The 26098-nt window shown below is 63.3% G+C and carries 24 protein-coding genes; 8 read left to right on the forward strand and 16 right to left on the reverse strand.

Features of this window, described 5'->3' with window-relative positions:
* Nucleotides 1-94 precede the first annotated feature (94 nt).
* The 16 genes from ACNJYD_RS23575 to ACNJYD_RS23650 all read right to left on the reverse strand — a co-directional run bounded on the left by ACNJYD_RS23575 (nucleotide 95) and on the right by ACNJYD_RS23650 (nucleotide 18014).
* On the reverse strand, nucleotides 95-1624 hold the full coding sequence (locus ACNJYD_RS23575; protein WP_439363469.1) for an alkaline phosphatase D family protein: 1530 nt from the start codon (nucleotides 1622-1624) through the stop codon (nucleotides 95-97).
* Nucleotides 1621-2382, reverse strand: coding sequence for a glycerophosphodiester phosphodiesterase family protein (locus ACNJYD_RS23580; RefSeq protein ID WP_439363471.1), 762 nt, complete (start codon nucleotides 2380-2382; stop codon nucleotides 1621-1623). The genes ACNJYD_RS23575 and ACNJYD_RS23580 overlap by 4 nt, the downstream gene beginning before the upstream one ends.
* Before the next feature lie 9 nt (nucleotides 2383-2391).
* On the reverse strand, nucleotides 2392-3312 hold the full coding sequence (locus ACNJYD_RS23585; protein ID WP_439363473.1) for an ABC transporter permease subunit: 921 nt from the start codon (nucleotides 3310-3312) through the stop codon (nucleotides 2392-2394).
* Nucleotides 3313-3316: 4 nt separating this feature from the next.
* Nucleotides 3317-4240 (reverse strand): ABC transporter permease subunit, encoded by a 924-nt coding sequence (locus tag ACNJYD_RS23590; protein ID WP_257187345.1) that lies wholly within the window; start codon nucleotides 4238-4240, stop codon nucleotides 3317-3319.
* Between the two features lie 110 nt (nucleotides 4241-4350).
* Nucleotides 4351-5682, reverse strand: a complete 1332-nt coding sequence (locus ACNJYD_RS23595; RefSeq protein WP_439363475.1) for an extracellular solute-binding protein — start codon at nucleotides 5680-5682, stop codon at nucleotides 4351-4353.
* Between the two features lie 203 nt (nucleotides 5683-5885).
* Entirely contained in the window at nucleotides 5886-7511 is a 1626-nt protein-coding gene (locus ACNJYD_RS23600) for an FGGY-family carbohydrate kinase (protein WP_212256418.1), read from the reverse strand.
* A gap of 21 nt (nucleotides 7512-7532) precedes the next feature.
* The gene (locus ACNJYD_RS23605; protein ID WP_212256421.1) at nucleotides 7533-8261 is read right to left on the reverse strand and encodes an SDR family oxidoreductase; all 729 of its coding nucleotides are present in this window, start codon (nucleotides 8259-8261) and stop codon (nucleotides 7533-7535) included.
* Between the two features lie 25 nt (nucleotides 8262-8286).
* Nucleotides 8287-9543 (reverse strand): sugar ABC transporter permease, encoded by a 1257-nt coding sequence (locus ACNJYD_RS23610; RefSeq protein WP_212256423.1) that lies wholly within the window; start codon nucleotides 9541-9543, stop codon nucleotides 8287-8289.
* On the reverse strand, nucleotides 9540-10364 hold the full coding sequence (locus ACNJYD_RS23615) for an ATP-binding cassette domain-containing protein (protein ID WP_172789465.1): 825 nt from the start codon (nucleotides 10362-10364) through the stop codon (nucleotides 9540-9542). The genes ACNJYD_RS23610 and ACNJYD_RS23615 overlap by 4 nt, the downstream gene beginning before the upstream one ends.
* A 60-nt stretch (nucleotides 10365-10424) precedes the next feature.
* The gene (locus tag ACNJYD_RS23620; RefSeq protein WP_212256424.1) at nucleotides 10425-11495 is read right to left on the reverse strand and encodes an ABC transporter substrate-binding protein; all 1071 of its coding nucleotides are present in this window, start codon (nucleotides 11493-11495) and stop codon (nucleotides 10425-10427) included.
* A gap of 214 nt (nucleotides 11496-11709) precedes the next feature.
* Nucleotides 11710-12594: a helix-turn-helix domain-containing protein gene (locus tag ACNJYD_RS23625; protein WP_172789463.1), complete on the reverse strand. Its 885-nt coding sequence runs from the start codon at nucleotides 12592-12594 to the stop codon at nucleotides 11710-11712.
* Nucleotides 12595-13372: 778 nt separating this feature from the next.
* Nucleotides 13373-14044, reverse strand: a complete 672-nt coding sequence (locus tag ACNJYD_RS23630; protein WP_210268574.1) for an ABC transporter ATP-binding protein — start codon at nucleotides 14042-14044, stop codon at nucleotides 13373-13375.
* The gene (locus ACNJYD_RS23635; protein WP_212256425.1) at nucleotides 14041-14784 is read right to left on the reverse strand and encodes an ABC transporter ATP-binding protein; all 744 of its coding nucleotides are present in this window, start codon (nucleotides 14782-14784) and stop codon (nucleotides 14041-14043) included. Before ACNJYD_RS23635 ends, ACNJYD_RS23630 begins: the two co-directional genes overlap by 4 nt.
* Nucleotides 14784-15740, reverse strand: coding sequence for a branched-chain amino acid ABC transporter permease (locus ACNJYD_RS23640; RefSeq protein WP_246571009.1), 957 nt, complete (start codon nucleotides 15738-15740; stop codon nucleotides 14784-14786). Before ACNJYD_RS23640 ends, ACNJYD_RS23635 begins: the two co-directional genes overlap by 1 nt.
* On the reverse strand, nucleotides 15740-16639 hold the full coding sequence (locus ACNJYD_RS23645; RefSeq protein ID WP_172789460.1) for a branched-chain amino acid ABC transporter permease: 900 nt from the start codon (nucleotides 16637-16639) through the stop codon (nucleotides 15740-15742). Before ACNJYD_RS23645 ends, ACNJYD_RS23640 begins: the two co-directional genes overlap by 1 nt.
* Before the next feature lie 70 nt (nucleotides 16640-16709).
* Nucleotides 16710-18014 (reverse strand): ABC transporter substrate-binding protein, encoded by a 1305-nt coding sequence (locus ACNJYD_RS23650; RefSeq protein ID WP_212256427.1) that lies wholly within the window; start codon nucleotides 18012-18014, stop codon nucleotides 16710-16712.
* 756 nt (nucleotides 18015-18770) lie between these two features.
* Between ACNJYD_RS23650 and ACNJYD_RS23655 the strand changes: the two genes are divergently transcribed.
* The 8 genes from ACNJYD_RS23655 (at nucleotide 18771) to ACNJYD_RS23690 (ending at nucleotide 26057) form a co-directional block, all read left to right on the forward strand.
* Entirely contained in the window at nucleotides 18771-19649 is an 879-nt protein-coding gene (locus tag ACNJYD_RS23655) for an N-acyl homoserine lactonase family protein (RefSeq protein WP_172789458.1), read from the forward strand.
* Nucleotides 19646-20683 carry an ABC transporter ATP-binding protein gene (locus tag ACNJYD_RS23660; RefSeq protein WP_439363481.1) on the forward strand — a complete coding sequence of 346 codons (1038 nt, stop codon included), beginning with the start codon at nucleotides 19646-19648 and terminating at the stop codon, nucleotides 20681-20683. The genes ACNJYD_RS23655 and ACNJYD_RS23660 overlap by 4 nt, the downstream gene beginning before the upstream one ends.
* Nucleotides 20680-21381 (forward strand): ABC transporter permease, encoded by a 702-nt coding sequence (locus tag ACNJYD_RS23665; RefSeq protein ID WP_439363484.1) that lies wholly within the window; start codon nucleotides 20680-20682, stop codon nucleotides 21379-21381. The genes ACNJYD_RS23660 and ACNJYD_RS23665 overlap by 4 nt, the downstream gene beginning before the upstream one ends.
* A gap of 4 nt (nucleotides 21382-21385) precedes the next feature.
* Complete coding sequence (locus ACNJYD_RS23670) at nucleotides 21386-22921, forward strand: GldG family protein (RefSeq protein ID WP_439363486.1); 1536 nt, start codon at nucleotides 21386-21388, stop codon at nucleotides 22919-22921.
* Complete coding sequence (locus ACNJYD_RS23675; protein ID WP_172789454.1) at nucleotides 22918-23460, forward strand: hypothetical protein; 543 nt, start codon at nucleotides 22918-22920, stop codon at nucleotides 23458-23460. The genes ACNJYD_RS23670 and ACNJYD_RS23675 overlap by 4 nt, the downstream gene beginning before the upstream one ends.
* Complete coding sequence (locus ACNJYD_RS23680; protein ID WP_439363488.1) at nucleotides 23457-24563, forward strand: HupE/UreJ family protein; 1107 nt, start codon at nucleotides 23457-23459, stop codon at nucleotides 24561-24563. Before ACNJYD_RS23675 ends, ACNJYD_RS23680 begins: the two co-directional genes overlap by 4 nt.
* Nucleotides 24564-24761: 198 nt before the next feature.
* A complete protein-coding gene (hisN, locus tag ACNJYD_RS23685) occupies nucleotides 24762-25562 on the forward strand; it encodes a histidinol-phosphatase (RefSeq protein WP_172789452.1) in 801 nt (266 codons plus the stop codon).
* Nucleotides 25563-25607: 45 nt separating this feature from the next.
* Nucleotides 25608-26057 carry a GNAT family N-acetyltransferase gene (locus tag ACNJYD_RS23690; protein ID WP_212256434.1) on the forward strand — a complete coding sequence of 150 codons (450 nt, stop codon included), beginning with the start codon at nucleotides 25608-25610 and terminating at the stop codon, nucleotides 26055-26057.
* Nucleotides 26058-26098: the final 41 nt, after the last annotated feature.

Here is a 26098-nt window from a genome sequence, read left to right on the forward strand (position 1 = left end):
GCAGCCCCCCGCAGCGGTCTCAAGGCACAGTCAGACGTCGGAGCATTTGAGGCGATCTTTCGTTGGTCGTCAAATCTGTGCCGTGCGGATCTCGTCATGCGGCTTTCGCGCCCGGCACGCCTTCCTCGACCACGAAGCTCGTCAGCCGGCGCACCGCGCTTCCGGCATCCTTGACGTCGTTGAGCGCCTCGAATCCCACGGTGCAATGCCGAACGTCGAGTTCGATGGTCGCATAGCCGCGCTTGTCGCCGCGCGCATAGAGCAGATGCGGATTCTCCGCCAATGCCTTGCGCACGTTGGCTTCGCTCGGTCCGTCCGAGGTGATCGACGTGCCGACGAACTCGGTCGCAATGGTCGGGCGATCCGGGCGGGCGAAGTCATGTTTCAGATCGGCGGTAAAGAAGGCGTGACGGTCGCCGCCGATCACGATCGGATTGCGCCGGCGGTGTGCCACAAGCGAATCAAGGAGCCGGCGGCGGGCGTTGGGATAGCCGTCCCAGCCGTCCATCCAGAAATGCGCGCCGTCATCCCCTTCCCGCTTGTTTTGCGCCATCAACGTCTGCTGCGCGATGATCGTCCAGAGCCCGCGACAGTCGCGCAGACGCGCATCGAGCCATTGCTCCTGTTGTTCGCCAAGCATGGTCCGGACTTCGTCCGACCGGCCTGCACATCCAGCGACCCAGGTCGGACGCCCGCTTCCGACGCAGGCCGATGCCGAGCGATATTGCCGGTCGTCGAGCAGCAGGACGTCGAGCATGTCGCCGAAGCGGTAGTGCGCGTAGATCGTGGCATCCGCGCCGCGTGGGCGCGCCGAGGGCGGCAGCGGCATGTGCTCGTAATAGGCCTGATAGGCTGCCGCGCGGATCTTCAAGAACTGGGCGGAATCGCGAATGGTGTAGGAGCGATCATTGGCATAATCATCCATCACCTCATGGTCGTCCCAGACCGAAAGCCAGGGAAAAGCGGCGTGCGCCGCCTGCAGATCGGGATCGGTCTTGTAGAGCGCGTAGCGGTTGCGGAATTCCTCGAGCGTCGTCGGAATTCCGACGCCGTGCTGGCGGACGTGGCGCGATCCCCAGGATTTCTCATAGATGTAGTCACCGAGATGCACGACGAGGTCGAGATCACGCGCGGCCATGTCGCGGTAGGCGGTGAAATAGCCCTGCTCGTATTGCTGGCAGGATGCGAAAGCAAAACGGAAAGGCCGTGCCGACCCGGCCGGTGCGGTGCGCGTCCGTCCGACGGGGCTGAGCGCCGGACCGGCGCGGAAGCGGTACCAATAGACGCGGTCCGGCAGCAACCCAGTCGCCTCGGCATGCACGGAATGCGCAAGCTCCGTGGTCGTCCGCACGACGCCGTGGGAGGCGATTCGTGAGAAGGCCTCATCCTCCGCAGCCTGCCATTCAACCTCGACCGGTGCATCCTTCATGCCACCGCCGTCGAGTGGTTGCGGCGCAAGGCGGGTCCACAGGATGACGCGATCCTCGCGCGGGCATCCTGAGGCAATGCCGAGCGTGAAAGGATCTGCGCTGAACGACACCGGCGCTCCTCGCACGAACCCGGAGGGCGCGGCGAGCGCAGCGCTCGCCAGCGATCCCACGAGAAACCGACGGCGGGGAATCATGGGCGCTCCGGCATCGTTTCGAGCTGGCGGCGAATGCTCACGGCGAGGTCCGGCCGATCGGTCGTGATCTGCCGCACAGGTTGGGCAAGCCAGTAAGCGATATCCTCCGGCTCGTTGGTCACCCATGCACCAAGACGCTCGGAGCCGAGCAGTTTGAGGGCAAGCGGCAACGCGAGCCCCAGAAGCGATTTTTCGACCGCGACGATGCAGCGCGGAATGACGGCCAACTGAGCCAACGCGGGCTCGATTCCGCCCATCATCTCTGCCGAACGACGATCGAGCGAAACGAGCACCCGCGCCTCCGGCCACAGCCGCCGCACGGTCTCGATCAAGCTGGGCACGAAGCAGGTGATGACCGCACGCTGCTCTAGGCCCCGCCGCTTGATCTGCTCGATCAGCCGCGCCTCGAGGCCCGAATAGGCCTTGCCAAGCGCATCCGTTTTGATCTCGATGTGGAGCTCGAGTGTGGTTTCGCTGAATACATCGAGCACCTCATCCAGAGTCGGAATGCACTCATCGCCCGCATCGCGAAGACGCATTGCCGTCAGTTGTCGCAGACTGCGCTCGCCCACCGGCCCCCTCTCGAATGTGGTGCGGTCGAGCAGCGGATCATGGATCACAACGACACCGCCGTCCGTGCTCTGATGGACATCGAACTCGACCGCATCGACGCTCTCCTTGCACAGGTTGCGGAAGCCCGTCAGGCTGTTCTCCCGCCAAAGATTGCGTCCGCCCCGATGCCCGGCGATGAAAACCATGATCAGCCCCTATTTGCTGCTGTCGACAAGACCCTTGATGAACCAGCGCTGCAACAGCAGGACGACCAACACCGGCGGCAGCATCGTGAGCAGCGCACCGCTCATGGCGACGTTCCAGGCGGGCTCGCTGTCGGAGCGGGGGATCAGACCCTTCAACGCAATGACCGCCGTTGCCATGTCCTTGTCGGTCGTGAACAGCAATGGCCAAAGATACTGATTCCAGCCGAACAGGAACAGGATAATGGCGAGCGCCACCATGTTCGGAACGGACAGCGGCAGCAGGATGCTCCAGAAAAAGTGCAACGGCGAGGCGCCGTCCAGCCTCGCCGCCTCGCACAGCTCCTCCGGGATCGTCAGGAAGAACTGGCGGAAAAGGAACGTGGCAGTGGCCGAGGCGATCAGCGGCAGGATCAGCCCCGGATAGGTGTTGACCATGTTCCACTCCAGCGCGATCAGGACCTCGTGCCCGCTGATCCAGAGCCAGAGATCGGTGACATGCAGCGTGTCCAAGATCCATTGCAGCGGCAGCGCAGCATTTGCCACAGCTTCGAAGGTCGGCACGATCCGGACCTCGATCGGCAGCATCAGCGACATGAAGATGAGCCAGAATGCGAGCATCCTGTAGCGAAACCGGAAGTAGGTGATGGCAAAGGCGGAGAGCAGCGATACTGCAATCTTGCCGGCCGTGATGCCGAGCGCCACGATAATCGAATTGGCGAAGGTGCGGCTAAAATTGCCCTTGTTCCAGGCCAGCTGCAGATTGTCGAAGAACCGCCCCCCCGGCAGCCATGGCAGCGGCACCTTCTGCACCTCGGCCACCGTGAGCGAGCCGGCCACGAATGCGAAATACAGCGGCACGCAAACTATCAGCGCGCCGGCGATCAGGATCGCATGGCAGATCAAGTTGAGAACCGGTGAGCGTTCCACCATGCGGCTAGACTCCGTAATTGACCTTGCGGTCGAAGTAGCGGAACTGTAGCAGCGTGCAGATCAGGGCAAAGCTCATCAAGAGAACCGACTGCGCCGCGGAAGAGCCGAGGTCGAGATTGACGAAGCCGTCGACGAAGACTTTGTAGACCAGAATGTTGGTCGCACCGGCGGGGCCGCCTTTTGTCACGGCATCGATGATGGCAAAAGTTTCGAAGAAGCCATAGATGAAGTTCATCACCGTGAGGAAGAAGATGGTGGGCCCGAGCATCGGCAGCGCGATCGAGACGAAGCGACGGATCGGTCCCGCGCCATCCACGGCGGCAGCCTCCATCAGCGACACCGGCACTGCGAGCAAGCCCACGACCAGGAAGATATAGTCGTAGCAGATGTGCTTCCATGACGCGGCCAGCGTCACCAGGAGCAGCGCATCGGTTGGATTGAGGTTGGGGTCCCATGCAATGCCGAAACTGTGCAGCACCTGCGCCAGCGGGCCGACCGCAGGATTGAACAGGAAGGCCCACAGGATGCCCGCGATCGCGGGCGCGATGGCATAAGGCAGCAGGATGATCGTGCGATAGGCCGAACGGCCGCGCACGATCCTGTCGGTCGCAAATGCCAGCACGAGCGCGCTGCCCAATGTGAGCACGTTCTGCGCCGCCGTGAACCAGAACGTCACCGCGATCGACTGACGGTAGTCGCTGCTCGCGAGCAGCGTCTTGAAATTGTCGAACCAGACGAACTGGACATTGGTCCCGAAGGGATCGCTGAGCAGGACGGATTGCATCAGCGCCCGCAGCGACGGAATGAAGAAGAAGAACAGCAGGATCAGCAATTGCGGCAGCAACAGCAGCGTCGGCAAGCCGGGACCGTCGCCGAAATTGGCTCGCTTCAGTCCGGCCTCCTCACGCCGCCGCGTCTTTGCCGACACGCGCGAGCCACCGGCGGCTGCCGCTGGCACTGCCTTGGACCCGCCGCCCCCGTGCCTTCGCAAAAGCACGGGTGTGCGCGCATCACGCCACGGGATCGACAGGCGCAACGTCATGGACGCTCGGTTTCCGGAGTCTTTCCGGCATTGAGCTTTTCGAACTGCCGCAGGATCTCGTTACCCCGCTTGACTGCATCATCCATGGCCTGCTGCGGCTGCTTCTGGCCGGCGAATACGGCCTCTACCTCCTGGCGCTGGGCCAGCATCGTCTGCACGAAGTTGCCGAAGCGGAATCCACGCGAGTTCTCGTTCGGCGTGCCGCGAGAGAGCTGCAGCACCGCGATTTCCCTCGTCGGATGATTCTTGTAGTAACCTCTCTCCCGCGCGAGCGCATAGGCACGGTTGGTGGCGGGAACATAGCCGGTCGCGCCATGCCACCACATCTGGGTTTCCGGCTGCGCGACGAAGTCCAGAAAGGCTGCGACGGCGTCGTATCGTTCCGGCGTGTGTCCCTTCATGACCCAGATCGCCCCACCCCCGATGGTGCTGTTGAGAGGCGGATCGATGTCGCTCTCGTGCGGCAGGAAGGTGGCGCTCCAGTTGATGGTTGCATTGCGCTCGATGTTGCCGTGCGATGCGGTCGAGTTGACGAAGGTCGAACACCGGCCCGACGTGAACAATTGCTCGGGACTGAAGCCCTGGCCTGCGATCTGCATCACGCCGTCGTCGAGCCATTTCTTGAGCCGCGCGACTTGCGACACCACCTTCGTCTTGTTGTAGACGAACTCGGTGCCGAGCCCGTCGAAGCCGTTCGCGAGCGTGCCGTAGGGCTGATTGTTGATGGCGCTGTAGTTCTCGAGGAGACTCCAGTAGAAATCGCCGGGCAGCACCGTGCCGCACTCGCTGATCCCCTTGGATTTGATGGCGTAGAGCTGCTTCTCCAACTCCTGCCAGGTGTCGGCCGGATTGTCGAAGCCGGCCTTCTGGAAGTGATCCTTGTTGTACCAGAAAATCGGCGTCGACGAGTTGAAGGGCATCGCCGACATCCGGCCCTTGTAGCTCCAGAAGCTTGCCACGGGTTTGATGAAGTCCGAGAAGTCGATCTTGTAACCCTTCTGCTCCACCAGGTCTTGCACGGGGACAATGGCTCCTGAAAGCAACATCGTCATGTAACCGCGCTCTGCGATCTGCACCATCTCCGGCGGCCGCTTGGCGCGATAGGCGGCAATCACCCCGTTGGTCACCTCGTCATAATTCCCCTTTGCGACCGCAACAACCGTGTACTTGTCTTGCGACGTGTTGAACTTCTCGACCAGCTCATTGAGCCGGTCGCCAAGGACGCCGCTCATGGCGTGCCACCACTGGACCTCGACCCGCGCCTGCGCCGGACCAACCAATGCCAACGCGCCGAACAAGGCCGCAATGAATGCGACTTTTCTACCCATAGGCAGCCCTCCCTAGCCGGACAAAATGCTCGGCCTATACATTTGTATTTATATCATGACATATGTGTCGAGATGATGAAAGAGGGTCGAACGTCTCTCTCTCTCTCTCTCTCTCTCTCTCGCTCTCTCGCTCTCTCTCTCGGGTCGTGCCGGCGTCGGAGGCAGGCCGCGCCTAGGGGCGCCCGGATCCGTCGACAAAGGGGCTACGAAGCGCTTCGAATTGCCCGGCCCACCTTCTGCAGGGCTTCGAAGGCTCCAAAGCGCCGCTCGGCCCAGCCTGCAAGAGGGGCTAGGGGCCGAGAGATGTCTCCCAAGACCGACATTGCCTGCATCGCTTCGCCGAGATTAGCATGGTCGCCGGAGGCGACCGATCCAAGCATCGCGGATCCGAGCAGGACGGCCTCGGGGGATGCCGACGCAGCGACCGTCAGGCCCGTCATATCGGCGAGGACTTGCCGCACGAGGGGACTCTTAGCGGCACCACCGCTGACCACGATCGTGTCGACAGCAATGCCCCTGTCCTGCTGGGCGCGAACGATCTGCCTCGCCCCGCAGCCGAGACCACACAGCCCGGCAAGATAGAGCGCCAGCAGGCTCTCCACATCCGAGCGCATATCGAGCCCGGCAATCAGCGCACGCGCGTCAGGATCGGCGAAGGGCGCGCGATTGCCGAGGAATTCGGGGACGACATGAACCTCGCCGACCAATTGCGGGATCACTCCGGCACCGCCGCGAGATTCGGTTTCCGAGGCAAGCCAATCGGCGAGCGTCTGCTGCTTCTGGCGTGCAGCCTCTGTCGCTTGCGTGGAGTGCGGATGCATCTGCAACAGATGCTCGACGGCAGCGCCGGCAGCCGACTGCCCGCCTTCATTGAGCCAAAGGCCGGGTACCATAGCGGAGAAATAGGGTCCCCACACGCCGGGGACGAAGGATGGATTCGGTGTGGTCGTCATGGTACATGCAGACGTTCCGAACACATAGGCCATGCGCGTCAGCACCGTGCCCGCGGTGCCGCGCGCGCCCACGGTACCGACGCCGCCGGCATGCGCGTCGATGAGGCCGGCAGCGACCGCCGTACCCGGGGTGAGGCCGAGATCGGCCGCGGCCTCCCCCGTCAGACCCGCCGCCAGCCTCGTTCCGCCGGGCACGATCTCGGTGCCGATCCTGCGGAATTGCTCGTCCGCGAGCACGCCGAGGCCGACCTTGCGGAAGAATTGATCGTCCCAACGGTTCTCGTGGCCCAGATAGGTCCATTTGCACGTCACGGTACAGATGGAGCGGGACAGGCTGCCTGTCGCACGCCAGGTGAGAAAGTCGGTCAAGTCCATGAACTGCCACGCCCGGGAAAACGTGTCAGGCATGTTTTCGGCGAGCCACAACAGTTTCGGCGTCTCCATCTCGGGTGAGATCGTCCCGCCGACATAGTCGAGAACCTTCTCGCCGGTCTGGTTGATCCGGCGCGCCTGATCGGCGGCGCGGTGATCCATCCATACGATGACGTTGCGGGAGGGATCGCCGGACGGCCCGACGGGCAGCGGCGCGCCTCCCTCGCCCAGCACCACCAGCGAGCAGGTAGCATCGAAGCCGATGCCGGCAATGCTGTTCGGCGCGATGCCGGACTGCGCCACCGTGCTGCGCACGCTGCGGCACACGGCACGCCAGACGTCCTCGCTCGAGTGCTCGACGACGTCGCCGGCCTCCCGCCAAAGTGCGATGGGGGCGCTGTCACTCGCGAGGAGCACGCCGAAGCGATCGAACACGCCGGCCCGTGCGCTGCCGGTGCCGACATCGATGCCGAGAAAATGGCGGTTAGCAGATGGCTTGCTCATTTGGACGTCGATCAGAGAAGGCTACAGATCGCTGCTCTGCGGGAGAATGACGAGGTCGCGGATGGTGACGTTTCTCGGACGGGTCAACATGAAAAGCACCGCTTGCGCGACTTCCACCGGCTGCATCAAGCCGCCGGCCGCCATCTCCTCCTCGATCTTCGCCTTAGGCCAGTCCTTAATCAGCGCGGTCACGACCGGACCGGGCGCAACGGCGCCGACGCGCAAGCCGTGTTTGGCGACTTGGCGGCGCAGCGTATGCACGAAAGCCTGCACGGCGTGCTTAGAGGCGGTATAGATCGGCTCCCAGACCACGGGGACGAGACCTGCGATCGAACTGGTGACGATGATGTCGCCGCTCTTGCACTCGACCATATGCGGCAGTACCGCATGGACAGACCGGAACAGCGCATTGACGTTCAGATTGAGCATGCGGTCCCAGGCGTCGGGGTCGCCGTTCAGCACCTCGCCGCCGACATAGGCGCCTGCGTTGGCATGGAAGATGTCCAGCTGGCCCACCTGCTCCAGCACCTGCGGCATCATGGCCTTCATGCTCTGCGGATCGGTCAGGTCGACACGCAACGGGATCGCCTGGCCGCCCAGCTCGGCGCAGGCGCTGCTCAGCGCCTCTTCCGCACGATCGATCAGCACCACCCGTGCACCCGCCGCGACGAATGTTCTGGCGCATTCGAGACCGATGCCCGATGCGGCACCGGTGATCGCGGCGACTTTTCCTGCGAGTTCCTGGGCCACGGCTTGTCCTTCTTGTGAGAGTTATTCAAGCCCGGCCATGGGACAGGCGCGAGCGACGTGCCAGCGAATCGACAATGACCGCAACGGCAAGGACCCCGCCCGTGATCATGTACCGGAGCGACGAGGAGAGATCGAGCAGCGTCAGGCCACTCGCGATGGACTGGATGACGATGATGCCGAGGAGCGCAGAATAGGCACTGCCCCGGCCGCCAAAAAGGCTCGTACCGCCGATGACTGCGGCGGCGATCGCGTTGAGGTTGACGTCTCCGGTGCCAGCCTGTTGGCTGGAAGATGCCAGTCGCGCCGCGGCAAGAATGCCGCCAGCGGCTGCCAACGTCGAGCACAGCATGAAGGCGCTCAAATAGACCCGGCGAACGTTGATGCCGGCCCGTCGGGCTGCCTCGCGATTGCCGCCGACCGCAGACATCGATCGACCCCATTTAGTCCGCGTCAACGCATAGTTCATGACCACGCACAAGCCGACGAACAGACCGAACATCCACGGTACGCCCCGCCCGAGATTGAGATAGTAGACGACGAATTCGAGCACGACGGTAACCAGCAGCGCCTTCAGCATCATGCGGCCGGGCGAAGTGGCTGACAGTCCCGCCCGGCGGCGGCGCACGGCCGTGCGATAGCCGGTCACGAACATGATCAGACTCGCGACCGCCGCCAGCGCGTAGGACACGATCGGCGGCATGACGAGCATCTGCCCGAAGTCGACCAGCGGCGATCCGTAAGGAAGATTGATCGAGCCCGAAGAACCGAGCAGATACAGCTGCAGCCCGAGCCAGGCCAGCAAGCCGGCCAGCGTCGAGACGAAGCTCGGCATCCCCAGGCGATTGAACAGAAATGCGTAGAGCACACCGATGGCTGCGCCCAGGACCAGCGCCGTGCCGATGGCGAGGGCGACCGGCCAATCCTGACCCACCCAAAGCACGCCAATCAGCGCCGAAGCGAACCCGCTGACCGAGCCGACCGAAAGGTCGATCTCGCCGACCATCAGGATGCAGACGATGCCGAGCGAGATGACGCCCACCGTCGAGCAATCGAACAGCAAATTGACCAGATTGTTCGGCGCCAGAAAAACCGGGTTGAGGCTCTCGAAGACCGTGCAGATGACGATGAGCCCGACGACCACGGGTAGCGAACCTAGGTCGCCCGATCGCACCCGGTCCACGAAAGCGCTAACGACGCTCCCGAGCGTGTCCGCGTGCTTGAGCCGCTCGTCGCTCCGGTCGAGCGGGCGCGCCGCCGAAACCCGTTGCGTGTCGCTGGTCATCGCTGCTGCTCCGCCGCCTGATGGGCGCGACGCCGGCCGGCGCGCCGCGAGACCGAGTTCTCATCCGCACCGGTAATGGCAGTGACGAGATCCTGATTGGAGGCGTCCGGTCCGAATTCGCCGTTGTTGCGGCCGAGACGCAACACCACGATCCGGTCGGCCACCGCGCGTACGTCCTCCATGTTATGACTGATCATGATGACGCCGAGGCCGCGGGCGCGGACGCGCTCGACGAGGTCGAGCACCTCGGCGGTCTGGGCGACGCCAAGTGCTGCGGTTGGCTCGTCGAGCAGGATGAGCTTCGGCTCGGTCAGCAGCGAACGTGCGATAGCGACGGTCTGGCGCTGCCCGCCGGAAAGCGAAGCCACGGGCTCGCGCACGCTCGGGATCCGCGCCGACAATTCGCTAAGTAAGGTCCAGGCGCGCAGCTCCATGGAGACCTCGTCGAGTCGAAATGGATTTAGCTCGCGGCCGAGGAAGATGTTTGCGACCACATCGAGGTTCTCGCAGAGCGCCAAGTCCTGGAAGACGGTAGCTATGCCGAGGCTGAGCGCCGCGGCCGGGTCGGCCAGGACGACAGGTTCGCCATCGAAGGCGATCGTTCCGGCGCTAGGCTGGTGCACGCCGGCGAGGATCTTCACGAGCGTGGACTTTCCGGCGCCGTTATCGCCCACGAGCGCGACGACCTCGCCGGCATGCACGTCGAGGTCGACATTGGTGAGGGCGGACACGGCGCCGAAATGCTTGGAAATTCCGCGAAGGCTCAGAACTGGCTTGCGCGGTTCGCCCTGCGGGTGATCCACATCCGAGATCGCGGTCATTTCCAAGGTCCCTGCTCGTCGTTCGTCCCGGCCGCCGTCAAGCGGCCGGGATGAACGTAGTTACGGCGTAATGCCTAGCTTCTTGCAGCCGGCGGCATATCGGCCCGTGCAGAGCTGATCGGCCGTCTGGATTTTCTTGTCGATGATCTCCGCCTTCAGGTTTTCCTGCGTAACGACCGCCGGCACGAAGAGCTTCGACGGCGCATTAAAGAGCGTGGTTTCCGCGTTGGGCGTCTCGCCGGAGAGGAATTTCACCGCCGATTGGGCCGCAGCAGCGGCCACGATCTCGCTGGGTTTAGAAATCGTGTTGTACTGATCGCCGGCGATGATGAGCTGAAGCGCGGCGATAGTCGCGTCGTTGCCTGTCACCGGCGGCACCGGATCGATGCCGGCGGCCTTGAAAGCGGCAATTGCACCACCGCCCGTCCCGTCATTGGCGGCCACTACGCCGAGGATCTTCTTGCCAAAGCGGGTGATCTGGCCGCTCGCCCATTGCTGCGCCTTGGGCGGCGCCCAGTCCGGCGTGTCGTATTCCGCGAGAATGGGATAGCCGCTCTTATCGAGGCCCTCATGGATGCCCTTCTTGATAAGTCCCGCAGCGGCATCCGTCGGCGACCCATTGATTTCAAGCACGCCTTCGCCTTCCTTGGCTGTGACGTTGGCAGCCTTGAGATGCTTGACGAGGGATTCGGAGATAGCCTTGCCAATGGCTTCATTGTCGAAGGACACGTAGAAATCGACTTTCGCATCGGGGACCGGCCGGTCATACGCGATGACCTTGATGCCTTGCGATTGTGCCATCTTGACCAGGGAGGCTGCGGCTGTCGAGTCAACGGGATCCAGGACGATCACCTTGGCGCCCTGCGAGATTGCCGAGTTGAACTGCTGCTGCTGCCGCGCCGCATCCGCGCCGGCGTTCTGGTAGATCACCTTGCAACTGGCGCAGAGTTTCTTCATCTCGGCCGCAAAGCCCGGATAATCGTGCTGCTCGTAGCGGGTGGAGGCCTGATCGGGCATAAGGAAGGCCACCGTCGCGTCCTTCACCTCCGCGGCCTGAGAGAAGGTGGCTGTCGTGCCCAGAAGCGACACGGCCAAGGCGATCGTGCAATATTTAGGCGACAACTTTTTCATTCGGACTTTCCTTTCCGGAACTGAATGTTAGAGTGCTCTCGTTCATTCATCAAAGACACACGCCTTCGCTGCTTCCATGACCAGCGATGGACGCCGATGCAGTGAAGCCACCAAAAATCTGGACAAACATTTCCAGTCGCAGGCCGCTATCAGCGGGCCCGCGTCCTTCCTTTCCTTGCCGTAGTGACCTCGTCCCCTTTTTCTCCTTTACCGACTATGCAGCACGTGCCGCGTTGATGTTTTGCGCCAACAATCGTCTAAATCGCGAAGGCGGCATGCCCTTCTCGGCCAGGAACTGACGGTTGAAATTCGAGACGTTGTTGAAACCGACCTCGAAGCAGATGTCGGTGATCGAAGCTTGCTCGTCGCTCATCAAAATCTGGCAGGCGAGATTGATGCGGAGACGTTTGACGTATTGGACCAATGACATGCCAGTGTGCTGGCGGAAGGAGCGCGAAAACGCGCTTTGCGACTGGCCCGCGATTGCTGCCAGCTCAGCTTCGCTGAATGACTGCGTTAGGTTGGTACGGATGAAGGCGAGCGCCTTGTTCATGCCCGCCGACATGTAACCGGACGGGTCGGGGAGATAGTTGGGGCTGGAGAGCGGGCGCGCTTTTCGGGCGCGGCACAGCATCCCCAAAATCATCAGGAACAGCTCGATCCGACGCACTCCATTCGCGCCCACGATCTCCTCCATCAGTGGCGCGACTTGGTCGCTTGTACTGCGGGTGAAGAGCGCGCCGCGCCGGGAAAATTCCAGCAGCGAGGAAAGACCCGAAAGCTCGGGCACGACCTTCGTCAAGTCGCCAATAAATTCTTCACTGAACTGAAGGATGCGGCCGCGGAGCGGGATAGTTTCCCCTGCCGGAAGATCGCTCACCCAATTGTGCGGCAGGTTAGGGCCGGTGAGGACTAGATTGCCGGGCTCGAACTCGCCGATAAAGTCGCCGACGAAATAGCGACCGCTGGTCGCCACAACCTGGTGGAGTTCGTACTCAGGATGGAAATGCCAGCGAACAGTGTGAAATGGGTAGCCATGCGACCACGCCTTGAACGACTCGCCGCGCCGTATCTGGACAACTTCCAGGTCCGGTTCCATGTCCGCTCCTCCCGGCCGGCGCGGCTTGCAATGACCGCCCCTGTTCCGGCTAAATTTGCTCAGCGTTTCCTCTTCCAGGATCGTAGCGAGCAGTGTCGGGGCATGCCACCACGATTTCAGTGTGCAATTGATACTTTTTTGACGTGCGTGACGCGTCGCCCGCGTGCACGCCGCAGAGTCGTGTCACCACGAACTGACGGCGCGCGAGCATCGTGGCGCTCCGCAGGGAGATCGAACCCATCTTCTTGGACTCGAGAGGCCACATCTTTCTATACGCTCTCTCAGCCTACCATCCCTTACCAAAATCGTCCCGAGGCTCCCAACCGTGTGAGCGGTCCGAAAACACCCCAGCCCTACCATACCAAAGGGACATGTCTGGCCGGATAGAGGCCGCCAGCCGGCTGCAGCCGGCCCTGCCGTTCGATGCCTTCATTGCGCCACCGGAGAGGGGAGTTGGCCTCCGCCTGTCAGTGCTGGAGCCGCCCTCCGGGCCGATGATGCGGACCTACAGTCCCGCTCTTTCCGCCACAGTGCGCTTTAAGAGCATGGTGCGCCCTTGAGAATGACCGAAGGACGTGCCGCGGTGGTCTCGGGTCTCGCCGAGCATGCTTCGCCGCTGGGCCGTCAGGCGGCCGTTGTGCGACTACCGCAAATCCCCTGCCGCTTCGCCGGCGCGGGCCGTCTCGTGTTGCATTGAGCGCCAGTAGATTCGTCTGTTCGGCAAGCCTCGATGGAGCTTGGCTTGTCCGTCTGTTTTGCGCGCCGAACCGGGCGAGCGCTACACCCGGACCCGGCTTTCGATTTCGCCGCGCTCGATTGTCAGCGTCACGTCGGCGAAGGTCTCGAGCAGCTTCGGGTTCGACTCCGTGATCAGAAGGGTAATGTCCCGGTCCTGCGAACGAAGCCGACGCAGCGCCTCGGCGTACCTCTGCGCCAGCACAGGGGCGAGGCCCTGGAACGGCTCGTCCAGAATGATGAGGCGGGTGCCTAGCATCAGGGCGCGCCCGAGGGCGACCATCTTGCCTTGGCCACCCGACACGGAGCCCGCCGGGCGACTCGCCAGTTCCTTGAGCTCCGGCAGGACGGAGTAGGCTCGCTCGAGCCGCCGGCGCGCCTCGTCCGAGCGAAGTTTCGCGACGCGACCAGGCAAAAGAATGTTTTCTTCCACCGTAAAGGCCGAGAAGAGACGACGGTCCTCGGGGGCGTAGCCGATGCCTAAGAAGGGCCGGCGGTGCGGAGGAACATGTCCCAGGTCCTGACCGGCCAGGCGCACGGTGCCGCTCGCCTTCGTGAAGCCCATGATGGTCCGTACCGTCGTGGTCTTGCCGGCGCCATTTCGTCCGATGAGCGCGGCGGTCGCACCCGGCGGCAGCGAGAAGCTGACGCTGCGCAGCACCGGCGCATCGGCGATCGCGACGTTGACGTCCTCGAAGTCCAGCATCGCCGTCATATGCCGATCACCTGTTCGCGGACCTTGGGATCGGCCAGAACCTCCGCCGGCGTGCCGACCTTTTGGATCTTCCCGACGTTCCACACCGCGACTCGGTGGGCATAGCGCTCTACCATGTCCATGTCGTGCTCGACGAAGACCGAAGTCACATTCTCCTTGGCGAGCGCGGACGTCAGGATGTCCATGATCTCCAGCTTCTCGGCGGAGGCGACGCCCGAGGTCGGCTCGTCCATCAGCAGCAGTCTGGGCTTCAGCGCGAGCGCCAGAGCGATGTCGACCAGCTTGCGTTGTCCCTCGGGTAGCTCCCTCGCCTTGCGAGACGCGTACAACTTGACGCCGACGAGATCCAGAAGGCGCTCCATTTCAGGCAGCTCAGGCAGGGCGGAAAGAGCCGTGAAGCCGGAAGGGCTTCCCAGCCGCGAGGCCGCGGCGATCAGCATGTTCTCCATCACAGTCTGATCGAGAAAAAGCTGCGGTATCTGAAAGGCCCGCGCGATGCCGAGCTTGGTGATCGTGCGCGGGAGCTGCGCCGTGATTTCCTGACCTAGGAAGGTGATGCTTCCGGCCTGCGGCCGCAGATAACCCGTCGAGATGTTGAGGAAGGTGGTCTTTCCGGCGCCGTTCGGTCCGATGATCGCGAGGTTCTCGCCTTGGAGCACGTCCAAATCGATACCGTCGGCGGCCACGACGCCGCCGAACCGGATCTTGATGCCCTTCGCGGAAAGGAGGACGTTGGCCATCAATGTCCTCCCTGCTTCGCCCGGCCGTAGCGCTGCCTGAGACCTATCAGTCCGTTAGGCGCATAGAGAATGATGACGATCAAGACCACGCCGAGGATCAGCTGCCAGGTGTCGGCCAGGTGGGCCGCCGCATAGAAGCGCACGCACTCGAACATCGCCGCGCCGGCGAACGCTCCGAAGGCGTGGGTGCTGCCGCCGAGGATCGCGATAAAGACGAACTCGCCCGACTTCGTCCAGAACCCGAACTCGGGCGTAGCGATCTGCTGGACGATCGCCACCAGCGTGCCGCCGATGCCGCCGAGAAAAGCCGAGATCACGTAGCCTATCAGAAGCACGCGCCGTGCGGACGTCCCGAGGTACTCGAGCCGGGTCTCGTTCGCTTTGATGGCACGCAGCATGTGTCCGAGCGGGCTATCGAGATAGCGTTGCACGCCGTAGAAGGCGACGACCGCGATCAAAAGGCTCACGTAAAGAATGACGTACTGGAAGATTTCGGGTGTAAAGGACAGCCCCAACAGGGCCGGACGAGGGACCCGGATGCCGTCGGCGCCGTTGGTGTAATGAAACATCTTCTCCAGCAGCGACCACAGCACCATCGAAAACGCCAGATTCAGCATTCCGAAAAAGATTTCCCGGTAGCGCACGACGAAGAGGCCGACGATGAGGCCGAAGACGGCGGAGGTTATGCCGCCCAGCGCGATGAAGAGAACGATGTCGCCGCCACCGACGTACTTGCCCCAGAATGCCGCGGTATACGCCCCGGTAGCGAAGAACATTGCATGTCCGAACGACACCTGCCCCGCCTGCAGCAGAAGAATGATACCGAGAACGACGATGCCCTTCGCGAGGATCAACGCGAACAAGGTCGCCCAGCTCGATACCAAAAGGGGCGCGACGGCGCTGACCAGAAAGAAGATGATCGCGACCGTGGTGACCGGCTTGATGCGACCGCTCATCATATTTTCCTTACCTGCACGGCGCCGAACAGGCCGAACGGACGCACGAGAAGCACCAGCACCATCAGCAGATAGGGAACGAGAACTTCGAATTCCGGCTGGAGATAGATCACGAAGGCACGGGTCAGGCCGATCATCAGCGCCGTGAGCGCGGTGCCCTCGATCTGGCCGAGACCCGCGGTCGCAGCTACGGCAAAGGAAAGTACGATCATATCGGCGCCCATACCAGGGACCAGCGAGGTGGTCGGCGAGGCCAGCGCTCCTCCTAACGCGGCCAGGCTCGCGCCGATGACGAAGGTCACGAAATATACGCGTTTTGCGTCAATTCCGATGGCGGTCGAGGCTTCGCGGTCCTCCGTGACTGCAAGGATCACCGCTCCCGACAGCGTCCTGCGCAGGAAGTAGCGGAGCCCGAACAGCGTCGCCAATGCGACGCCGGGCAGCAGAATAACCTGGTACGACGTGTAGCTGACGCCGAACACGGCGACGTTGGGAAGTAGTCTCAACGGTTCCGCGGCGAAGATGGGCTGCACGCCCCAGATCAGACGCTGCAGGTTGTCCATGATCATGAAGGCGGCGAAAGTGATCAGAAGCTGGAGGACGTCCTCCTGTCCGGAGAGCGGTCGCAGCAGAAACCGTTCGATGAAACCGCCGCATACGATGCCGATCACGATGGAAGCGGCCAACAGCGCGGGATAGGTGAGCCAAGGCGAGATCGGCGCGATTGCAAGGCTGAACGTCGCTGCCAGGTAGGCGCCGAACGCGTACAGCGAACCGTGCGCGACGTTGACCACGCGCAGCACGCCGAAAATCAGGCTGAGCCCGACCGAGACCAAGAACACCAGTGCGGCGTAGCTGATCCCATCGAGGATAGCCAAGATAGCGAGTGTCGAGTTCATGATCGCCTTCGGAAAAGGTCCGTCCTCCGGGACGAGGCTCGGAGGACGGGATCAAAAGTCGAGCGTGCCGTTACTGAGCTTTGAAGGTCGGCACATCCATCTTGACGAAGTCCGGCTTGAGCGTCTTGAGCCACTCAACCGACCGTACGCCAGCCGGATTGGTGATCGTCTTCGGATCGAAGATCATAATGTTGTCGAGCAGCTTGAAGTCGTACCCCGGAACGGACTTGGTGACGCCGACCAGCTGAGCTTCGAGACCCTGGTTGTCCTCGGGCCGCAGCGTAATCGGACGGCCGAAGCCGGTGGCGAACTCGGTGCCCGCCGTCGCGTCGACGACCTGTTCGCGCGTGGGCCAGTTGCCGCCGTTGGACTTGATCGCCTTGTCGTAGGCCGTCTGCAGGGCCTTGAACGCCTGCGCCATGTGATAGACCGGGTAGATCGGCCATGCACCGGTCTTCGCCTTGAAGGCTTCATTGAACGCCTTGAAGGCCGCGTCGTTCTTCTTCTCGGGATGCAGGAACCAGTGGTCTCCGCGCGCGCCGACGATCAGGCCTTCAGGCAAGTCCTTGCCCAACCGCTGGATCGATGATTCGCCGATCCCGAGCACGAAGGTCGACTGCTGCAACAGGCCGCGCTGACCGGCCTGGCGGACCAGCGTGTCGAGATCTCCGCCCCAAGACGTGGTCAGAACCACATCCGGCCGCAGCGCCAACAGACGGGAAACCTCAGTGGAGTAGTCCGGTGCGCCGAACTTCGGGAAGAGCTCCGCCACGACTTGCACGTCCGGCTTCATCGACTTGAGCGCTGTCGAAAAGATCTCCCAGCTCTCCCGACCCCACGCATAATCCTGATTGACCACCGCGATCGTCTTAAAGTCGGGTTTGGTCTTCAGCAGGTAAAGGAGCACGGCCAGCATCTCCGGCGTGCCGTTCGCCTGAGTCCGGAAATTGTAGCGGTACTTCTTGGTTTCGAGGATGGAGGCCGCACCGCAGTCCCACATGAAATTCATGACTTTGAGGTCTTCGGCGACCGGAACCAACTGGGTGCAGCTGCCCGACGAGATCGAAGCAAACGTGGCATCAACCTTTTCGTCCTGCACCACGCGTCGGTAGTTCGAGACGAGCGCTTCGCCTCCCGCGCCTTCGTCGATGAAGGAGAGCTTGACCGGCACGCCGCCAATGCCACCCTTCTTGTTGAGATCCTCCGCGATCATCTCCGCCGCGGCTTTCGCCGGCACACCGAAGACTGACGCAGGGCCCGACAGGAACGTCGTGATGCCAATTTTGAGCCCCGACGGCTTGTTCTGCGCAAGCGAGGTGCCCGTACAGGTCACAACTACAAGTCCGGCCGCAACCGCAGCCTTGAGAAATTGCATCGAAAGTCCTCCCTGTTCTATTCGTTGCGGCCGGCTTCAGCCGCCGTTCGCTTCTTCTTGCAACAACGCTACTATAATTGTCGCGTGTTGCCAGCCCTCTTGGCCGCCATTCGAAAGGCCATGGCCTGTCCTTCGCGTACCGGCCAGCGTTCACGCTTTGCTTGTCGATGGAGCATTTCGCGAGGTCGCGCCCGTAGCGATCTTTTCCGGAGGTATAGCAGCCCCCACTAAGTCCTCCAGCTCGCGTTCCCTGCGCATAATCTCCACCTGGACCCTTCTGCGCTTCGGCAAGCTTCGCATTGTTGAGGCGAGCATCTGCTGCAGGTCCGCAAGCTGGCGGTCGCGCTCGCCGAGGTCGTCCGCGAGCGCAAGACGCGCCTCCTGGCCTTGGTTTCGGCGAGGGCGGTGCGCTGGGTCCGCAACTTGGGCGCTGGTCGAAATGAGCACTGGTTTTGCGCGTGCGAAGTGACGTTCCCTGTGGATTGACCTAGGGATGGGACGCTTCGTTGAAGGCGAGGATAGAGCTGCGGTTACTGGATTCAGCAGGAATGCCCCTACCCCCCAGCCATCCACTCACGCAACGAGCTCGGCCAGTCCTGACCACCGGCCCCGAAGTACGTCGGGTGAACCGAGCCTCCGTCCAGAATTATTGACAGGTCTACTGCGGCGTGATGAACTTAAGTGCATCCTGCCGGCGCCTCTGCGGCTTTGCACAGAAGCGAAACATAACAAAATTCGCGACGAGGGAGGCAAAGAATGACCCGCAAATATTTGACGGCAATGGTCGCTCTTCTCGGGAGCGTATTGTCGAGTACGGCACTAAGCGCGCAAGACCTTAAGCTCTACGCGTTCAGCTCCGGCGCGTTGACTCTCGGCAAAGGATTTTTGGTGAACGGCGCACCCATGGAGCCGGCGATCCAGGTTCCGGTCGGTTTTTACGTGATCAAACATCCGAAAGGGAATGTTCTCTTCGATACGGGCAACAACGATAAGATTATCACCGACCCAGGCTACTGGGGTGCCGCGTTCACCGGGTTGAAGCCGGTCAACACGCCAGATGTCGCGATCGATACGCAGCTGAAGAAAATCGATCTTACGCCCGACGATATCACCTACGTCGTGGTGAGCCACCTCCACCTCGACCACGGCGGCAACGTGGCCAAGTTCCCGAAGTCGACGCTCGTCGTGCAAAAGAGCGAGCTTCAGAACTTCTTTTGGCCGGAGCCCGGCACCGGCTCCAATTACGTTCTCGGCGACGTCCTGCCGCTGCGCGGGAACATGACACCTAGCGCAAACGCGGTGAAGATGTTGCAGCTCGAAGGCGATCAGGACCTGTTTGGAGATGGCACGCTCGTCGTGAAGCGGTGGGTTGCCCACACGCCCGGCAGCCAAATGATGACGGTGCGGCTGAAGAACACCGGCCTCACCATCCTCACCGGGGACAACGTCTATTTCCGGGAGAACGTCGAGCAGAACATACCGCCGAGCACCCCGTTGGTCTATTCGACAGCGGGATTCTACTCGGCCTTCGAGTGGATCAGGCGGGAGATGGCGACTCAAAAGGCAAATTTCTTCACCGCCCACGATCCGGACGCGTTCAAGGCGATGAAGAAGGCGCCGGAATTCTACGATTGACCGGATCGACGCCGACATTGGACCTGCACCTGACCGATCGACCGCGCCGAGCCCCGGCGGGGCTTGGCATTGCGCCGGCTGAAAGCTCGCGGCACGGCGTCGCCGTCGCCTCCGTCGAACGGCTGGGCAAACGTTATGGCCGCCGTCAGGCAGTGGACGGCGTCTCGTTCGAGGTGAACGAGCGGGAAGTGGTGGGCCTGCTTGGCCCCAACGGCTCGGGTAAGACCACCATCTTGCGCGTCATAACCGGCTATCTGCGGCCGAGCGAAGGTACTGTCCGCGTCGACGGCTTCGACGTGGTCCGCGACGGACACCAGGCGCGTGCGCGGATCGGCTACGTGCCGGAGAACGCACCGCTCTACAGCCATATGAGGGTGGACGAATTTCTCCACTTCATGGGACGGTTGCGGGGCTTGCGGGGAAATGCGTTGCACCGAGGCATCGAGTCCGCCCGCGCGCGACTCGCGCTCGAGCCGGTCGGCGACGTCGTGATTGGCCGGCTGTCGCGCGGCTATCGGCAGCGCGTCTCAATCGCTCAGGCCGTGCTGAACGAACCCAAGTTGTTGGTGCTCGACGAGCCGACCAACGGCCTTGACCCGCGTCAAGTCATCGAGCTGCGCGGGTTGCTGCGGACTCTGGCCCGCGACAGCGCGGTCCTTGTCACCTCGCACGTCCTTGCCGAGATGGAACGCGTCGCCGATCGGGTCGCGATCCTGCTCGACGGGCGGCTGCTCACCGTCCACCCCATGGCCGGCGCGGGGCGCGGCACTTCGCTTCGCGTCCGCGCCCGAGCCGATCGGGCGGACGAGGTCGCGGCGGCGTTGTCCGGCCTGGCGGGGATCGGCGGCGTGACCCGGGAGGAGCCGGAGGGCGGCCTCGCCGGCTGGCGGGTGGAGGTGTCGGAGGCCGGCGCAGCGCCCCATGTCGCCGCCGTCCTCTGCCTCGCCGGCATCGCCAGCGTCGAGACCGTTGAGACGGCTTCAGACCTGGAGGAGCTGTTCCTCCGGCTAACGGCGAGCCGAGCGCTCCAGTGACGGCGTTCCTCGCCCTGGTTGCCAAGGAGTTGCGCGCGCTGTTCGTCTCGCCGATCGCTTACGCCGTCATCGCCGTCTTCCTTGTGCTCAACGGCTACGGCTTCGCCGTCACGCTCATCGCCACCAAGCAGGCGACGCTGGTGAACGTCTTCTTTCAGGCGGCCGTGCAGCTCGTCCTGTTCGTGCCGCTCGTTACCATGCGGCAGTTCGCCGAGGAACGCCGGGGCGGCACCCTCGAGCTGCTGCTGACGTCGCCGGTGCGCGAGGGCGACATCGTGCTGGCCAAGTTCGCAGCCTCGATGGGCATGCTGCTCGCGATGGTCGCGCTCACTTTGGTGTATTCATTGATATTGGCGCGGTTCAGCACTCCCGATTGGGGCCCGATCTACAGCGGCTACCTCGGCCTCACCTTGCTCGCCGGCGCCCTAGTCTCGATCGGTCTTGCCGTTTCCGCGCTCACCGCCAACCAGGTCGTGGCCGCGGTCGTTTCGCTCGGCGTGTTCGGGATGCTGTGGGCGATTGACGCCTGGGCCGCGTTGCTGCCGTCGCCGATCGACAATTGGGTGCTCGGGCTGTCGCTGCTGGCGCGCTTCCAGCCCTTTGCCCTCGGCGCCATGTACGCTTCGGATTTCGGCTTCTTCCTCGGGGTGACCCTGCTCGGGCTGTTCCTCGCCGTGCGCGGGCTGGCCCGGCGCTGACGCCATGGAGCACCCGGAGCTCGACTGGAACGCGTTGCTCTGGGCTGGTGGCTGGCTCGCCGCCGTCCTGGTGCTGTTCGCGACCGGGCTGAGGCTGCCGCTGCAGACCGGGCTCGCGGGCTGGCGGGGGCGGACCTATTCGGCCGGAGTCATCCTCATCGCGTTCGGCGCCGCGGTGCTGGCCAATGTCGCGCTGCATCTGCATGACGTGCACTTCGACCTGACTCGCGAGAAGGTCTATACGCCCTCAGGGGCGGCCATGCGGGCCATTGACGAGGTCTCCCGCGAGGTAACCGTCACCTACTTTTATCGCTCGCAGGATCCCGCCGGGCGGCGCGCGCGCGACCTCCTTGCGATCATGGCCCGGCGCAACCCGCTGCTCAAAGTCGTCGCGGTCGATCCAGACCGGGACCCGAGACTGGCGCGCGAGAAGGCAATCCAGATCTACAATGCCGCGGTCGTGGAGGCGGAGGGACGTCGGGTGCTGGTGCAAGGCACGGACGAGACGGAGATCGCCATCGGTATCCAGCGCGCATTGCGCGGGCGCGCAATTACGGCCTGCTTCCTCGAGGGCCACGGCGAGCTGCCGATGGACAATTTCGAGTATCACACGCACCTGGAAAGTGGCGCTGGCCACAGCCACGACGACGCCAGCTCGCAGGTGGTGGAGATGCCGGGCCACGGCGCGGGGCGCCTGCGCCGCGCGCTCGAAGCGCAGGGTTATGAAGCGCGGAAGCTCATCCTCGCCACCGAGGGCGACGTGCCCGCCGCCTGCACGCTCCTCATCGCAGCCAATCCGCGGACCACGTTCCTGCCGGCTGAGAGCGCGGCCTTGCGCGCCTATCTGCGGCGCGGTGGGTCGGCCCTTCTCCTGCTGGACCTGGGTTTCGTGCTCGAACCCGGGCTCGCCCGGCTTGTGGCCGAGCTCGGCGTCCGCCCGGAGCAGGATGTCGTCGTCGATCCGTTGAGCCACTACTCGACCAACCCCGAGATCGTGGCGGTCACGGGCTACGACCCCCATCCGGTTACGCGCTCGGTCTCGCTCACCTTCTATCCCGGCGTCCGTTCGATCACGCTGTTGCCACCGGCGAGCGACCTCCGCGTCACCCCGCTGCTGCTCAGCAGCCGCGACAGCTACACGCGCCCGGTGAAGCCGGTGGCGTCGCACAAAGTGGAGCCTGACGCGACCGGTGAGAAGGACGCGGCCTCCCCTCCGGTCTCCGGCGCGCGCGTGTTGGGCGTCGCCGTAGAAGGGCGCCTAGACCGCGGCGCCGAACCCATGCGCGCCATCGTCGTCGGCGACAGCGATTTCGCCAGCAACTCGTTCTTTCCCTATATGGCGAATAGCGACCTTCTGCTCTCGGTAGCCCGGTGGCTGGCACGTGAGGAGCGCACGACTGCCGTCGCCGCGCGCGTCCCCGTGCCTCCGCTGATCGTGTTGACCGGGCGGCAGTCGAACGCGGTGTTCTTCATGGTCGTGGTTGCAATGCCGCTGCTGGTGATCGCGCTCGGCTTCGTTGTTTGGTGGCGGCGGCGATGAGGCGGCACGTCCTGCATCCCGTCCTCGCGGCGCTCGCGCTGCTCTACCTCGCGGCGATGGTGGTGAGCGGCGCTATGCCGGTGCAGCGCCAGCTCGTTCGGTTCGAGGCTAAGGGCTTGCTCAAGCGCGTGCCCGAAGAGGTCAAGCGGGTGGAGTTGAGCCGCGGCACACGGCGCGTTACCCTGCTCCGTGCGGGCGAGACTGAGTGGGTGACGCCTGATGGCGTCAACATCGGCGCCGCAGGGCTTCAGGTCAGCAAGGCCGTTCAAATCATGCACAATTCCGGGCCGGTCCGCGAGATCGAGGCGGCAGGGCTCGTGGGGAGCGATCCGGCGCCATTCGGCCTCGACCCGCCGCGGCTCTCCGTGAAGCTCTACGGAAGGGACGGCGATCTGGTGCTTGCCGCCAGCTTCGGTGAGTTCAACCCCGAGGGGTACCTCCAGTACATGCGCATCGATGGCAATCCGCGGCTCTACCTGATGTCCCGCTTCGTCGGCGGCGAATGGGCCGAGGTCATGACTGGAGCGGAAGCGCGATGACGCCGCCCGCCTCTCCCCATCGGGCGACGCCGTGGGCCGCTCTTGCCCTGCTGCTGTTGCTCGGAACAGCGCACGGACACGTCGCCGGATCGATGGGCTATGCCACGGTGAGCCTGTCCGGCGGAACTGTCCGATACAGCCTCACGCTCGGTCCCGACGCGCTCGCGGCGGCCGTCGCCGAGACGGCCACCGGCGTATGGCCGCAGCGCCGTGAAAGCTACGCCACGCTGGCCGATTTGGTCGCGCGCAAAGTCTCGATTTCCGCAAACGGGGTGAAGTGCGAGCCGGTGCCCGGGACGGTCACGCCGCCCACGCCAGACCGCGCCAACGCCGTGGTAATCGTCGATTACGCCTGCCCCGGTCCGCCGCACGAACTTTTGCTGCGCGACGACCTGTCCGACGCGCTCGGCAACGACTACCACACGCTTGTCCGTGTCGAAGCCTTGGGGAGCGTGCAGCAATACACCCTCGAACGCGACCGGCGCGAGGCTCGCCTCGCTGTCGCAGCATCGAGCGGGAGCCCGGCGCCCGAGGTTACTGCCGGGAGCGGCGTCTTCGCCTTCTTTCGGCTCGGCATCGAGCACATCCTGACGGGAGTTGATCACCTCCTGTTCGTGCTGGCCCTCGTCCTGGGCGGCGGAGGAATCGGATCCTTGTTCGCCGTCATCACCGCCTTCACGGCGGCGCACAGCATCACCTTGGCCGTGGCGGTACTCGGCGCGGCGTCGCCGCCTAGTTGGATCGTCGAGCCGGTGATCGCGCTGTCGATCGTTTACGTCGCGGCCGAAAACATTTTCCTCACACGCACGGCGTCGTGGCGCTGGGCCGTGGGCTTCGCGTTTGGCCTCGTGCATGGCTTCGGCTTTGCCGGCGCGTTGCTCGATCTCGATCTGCCCCCGGGCGCCCTGGCCGGCGCGCTCGTGTCGTTCAACCTCGGCGTTGAAGCCGGCCAAGTAGCGGTGATCGCCGCTTTCCTGCCGGTCCTACTCTGGTTTCGGCGCGCCGCGTGGGAGCGGCGGGCGGTGACGGCGCTCTCCGCGCTCGTGCTGGTCGCTGGGCTCGCCTTCCTCCTCGATCGCGTCCTGGTCGCCGCGAACTGGTGAGATTCCGCCAAGTCGGGCGACCGCCTCGTTATGTTGACCTCGCAACCAGCCCTGACGCGGTCCATTCTTTGGTCTCGCTCTAGCGGCGTGTCGGCGGCGACCTTCATGATCACAGCGGGATCATTATGCAAGTTTAGGATGTAATTCGACAGTTGCCCGTATACAACGGCAGCGAGTGTGCACGATTGGAGATACTTTATGCCGAAACTGCCGGGCGCCGATTTTCTTCATCGGTTAGCAGATATCGCCGATCGCGAAACCTTGCCACGCTTTCGAACCGACCTTGCCGTCGATTCCAAAACGGGGGCGGGTTACTTCGACCCGGTGACCGACGCTGACCGACAAGCCGAGATTGCGATTCGAGCAGCGATCGAAGCCGAATATCCTGACCATGCTATTCTGGGCGAAGAACTCGGTCTAACCGGAAGCGGTTCTTGCCGCTGGGTCTTGGACCCCGTGGATGGGACGCGTCCCTTCATCTGCGGCCTTCCTGTCTGGGGCACGCTGATCGGGCTCACCGTACATGGCCGAGCCGAACTGGGAATGATGAGCCAGCCCTTCACGCGTGAGCGTTTCTGGGCCTCGTCCGATGGCGCCTGGTGCGAATATGCAGGTAAGCGCCAGCGACTGTCCACCCGAGACGTCGGCACGCTTTCGCGGGCCATCCTGCATACGAATTCGCCTGAGCGTTATCAAGGTGAGCTCAAGCAGGGCTTCGAGCGCCTTGCCGCCTCGGTTCGGATGACTCGCTACGGTGGCGAATGCTATGCCTTTGCGATGGTCGCTGCTGGCCGTATTGACCTCGCAGTCGAACCTTCGCTCCAATCTTACGATATCGTCGCGTTGATCCCGATCATCGAAAAGGCGGGCGGAGTGGTGACGCGGATTGACGGGGAAAGGGCCGAGGAGGGTGGCCCAGTCTTAGCTTCAGCAACTGCCGGTCTTCATGAAGAGGCCCTTCACCTCCTCAATAGCGGGGTTAACGCGCGGACTCAGTGAGCGCCTCGTTCTGCGGCGGCAAACTCCTGCCTGTGTGGTCATTGAATGAACGAAATCATTATCCGTGCCGCCACGCAATGCGATCTACCTGCGGTGTTGAAACTTTATCAGCACCTTCATCCGCATGAGGCTCAACTGGAGACGGCAGCAGCCGAGCGCGTTTGGACGACCCTGCTTGCTTCCAGCTTCATGACCGTGATTGTCGCGCAAACAGCAGATCTGCTCGCCTCTTCGTGCACTCTCGCGATCGTGCCGAATCTGTCTCGCGGCGGTAGATCGTATGGGGTGATTGAAAATGTGGTCACCCACGCAGAATACCGAAAGCTTGGGCTGGGTCGACGGGTTCTTGCGCACGCTCTTGATCTCGCCGCGCGGGCTGATTGCTATAAGGTTCATTTGGCGACAGGTTCGAAGCGTGAAACGACCCTGCGCTTCTATGAAGGCGCGGGCTTCGAGCGCGGAGGCAAAACATACTTCGAAGTGCGACGCCCCTGACGGGCCCTGGCAATTGGACACGACGAATGAGGGGCGCGGCC

This window comes from Bradyrhizobium sp. SPXBL-02 (assembly GCF_051853065.1).
Taxonomy (GTDB): Bacteria; Pseudomonadota; Alphaproteobacteria; order Rhizobiales; family Xanthobacteraceae; genus Bradyrhizobium.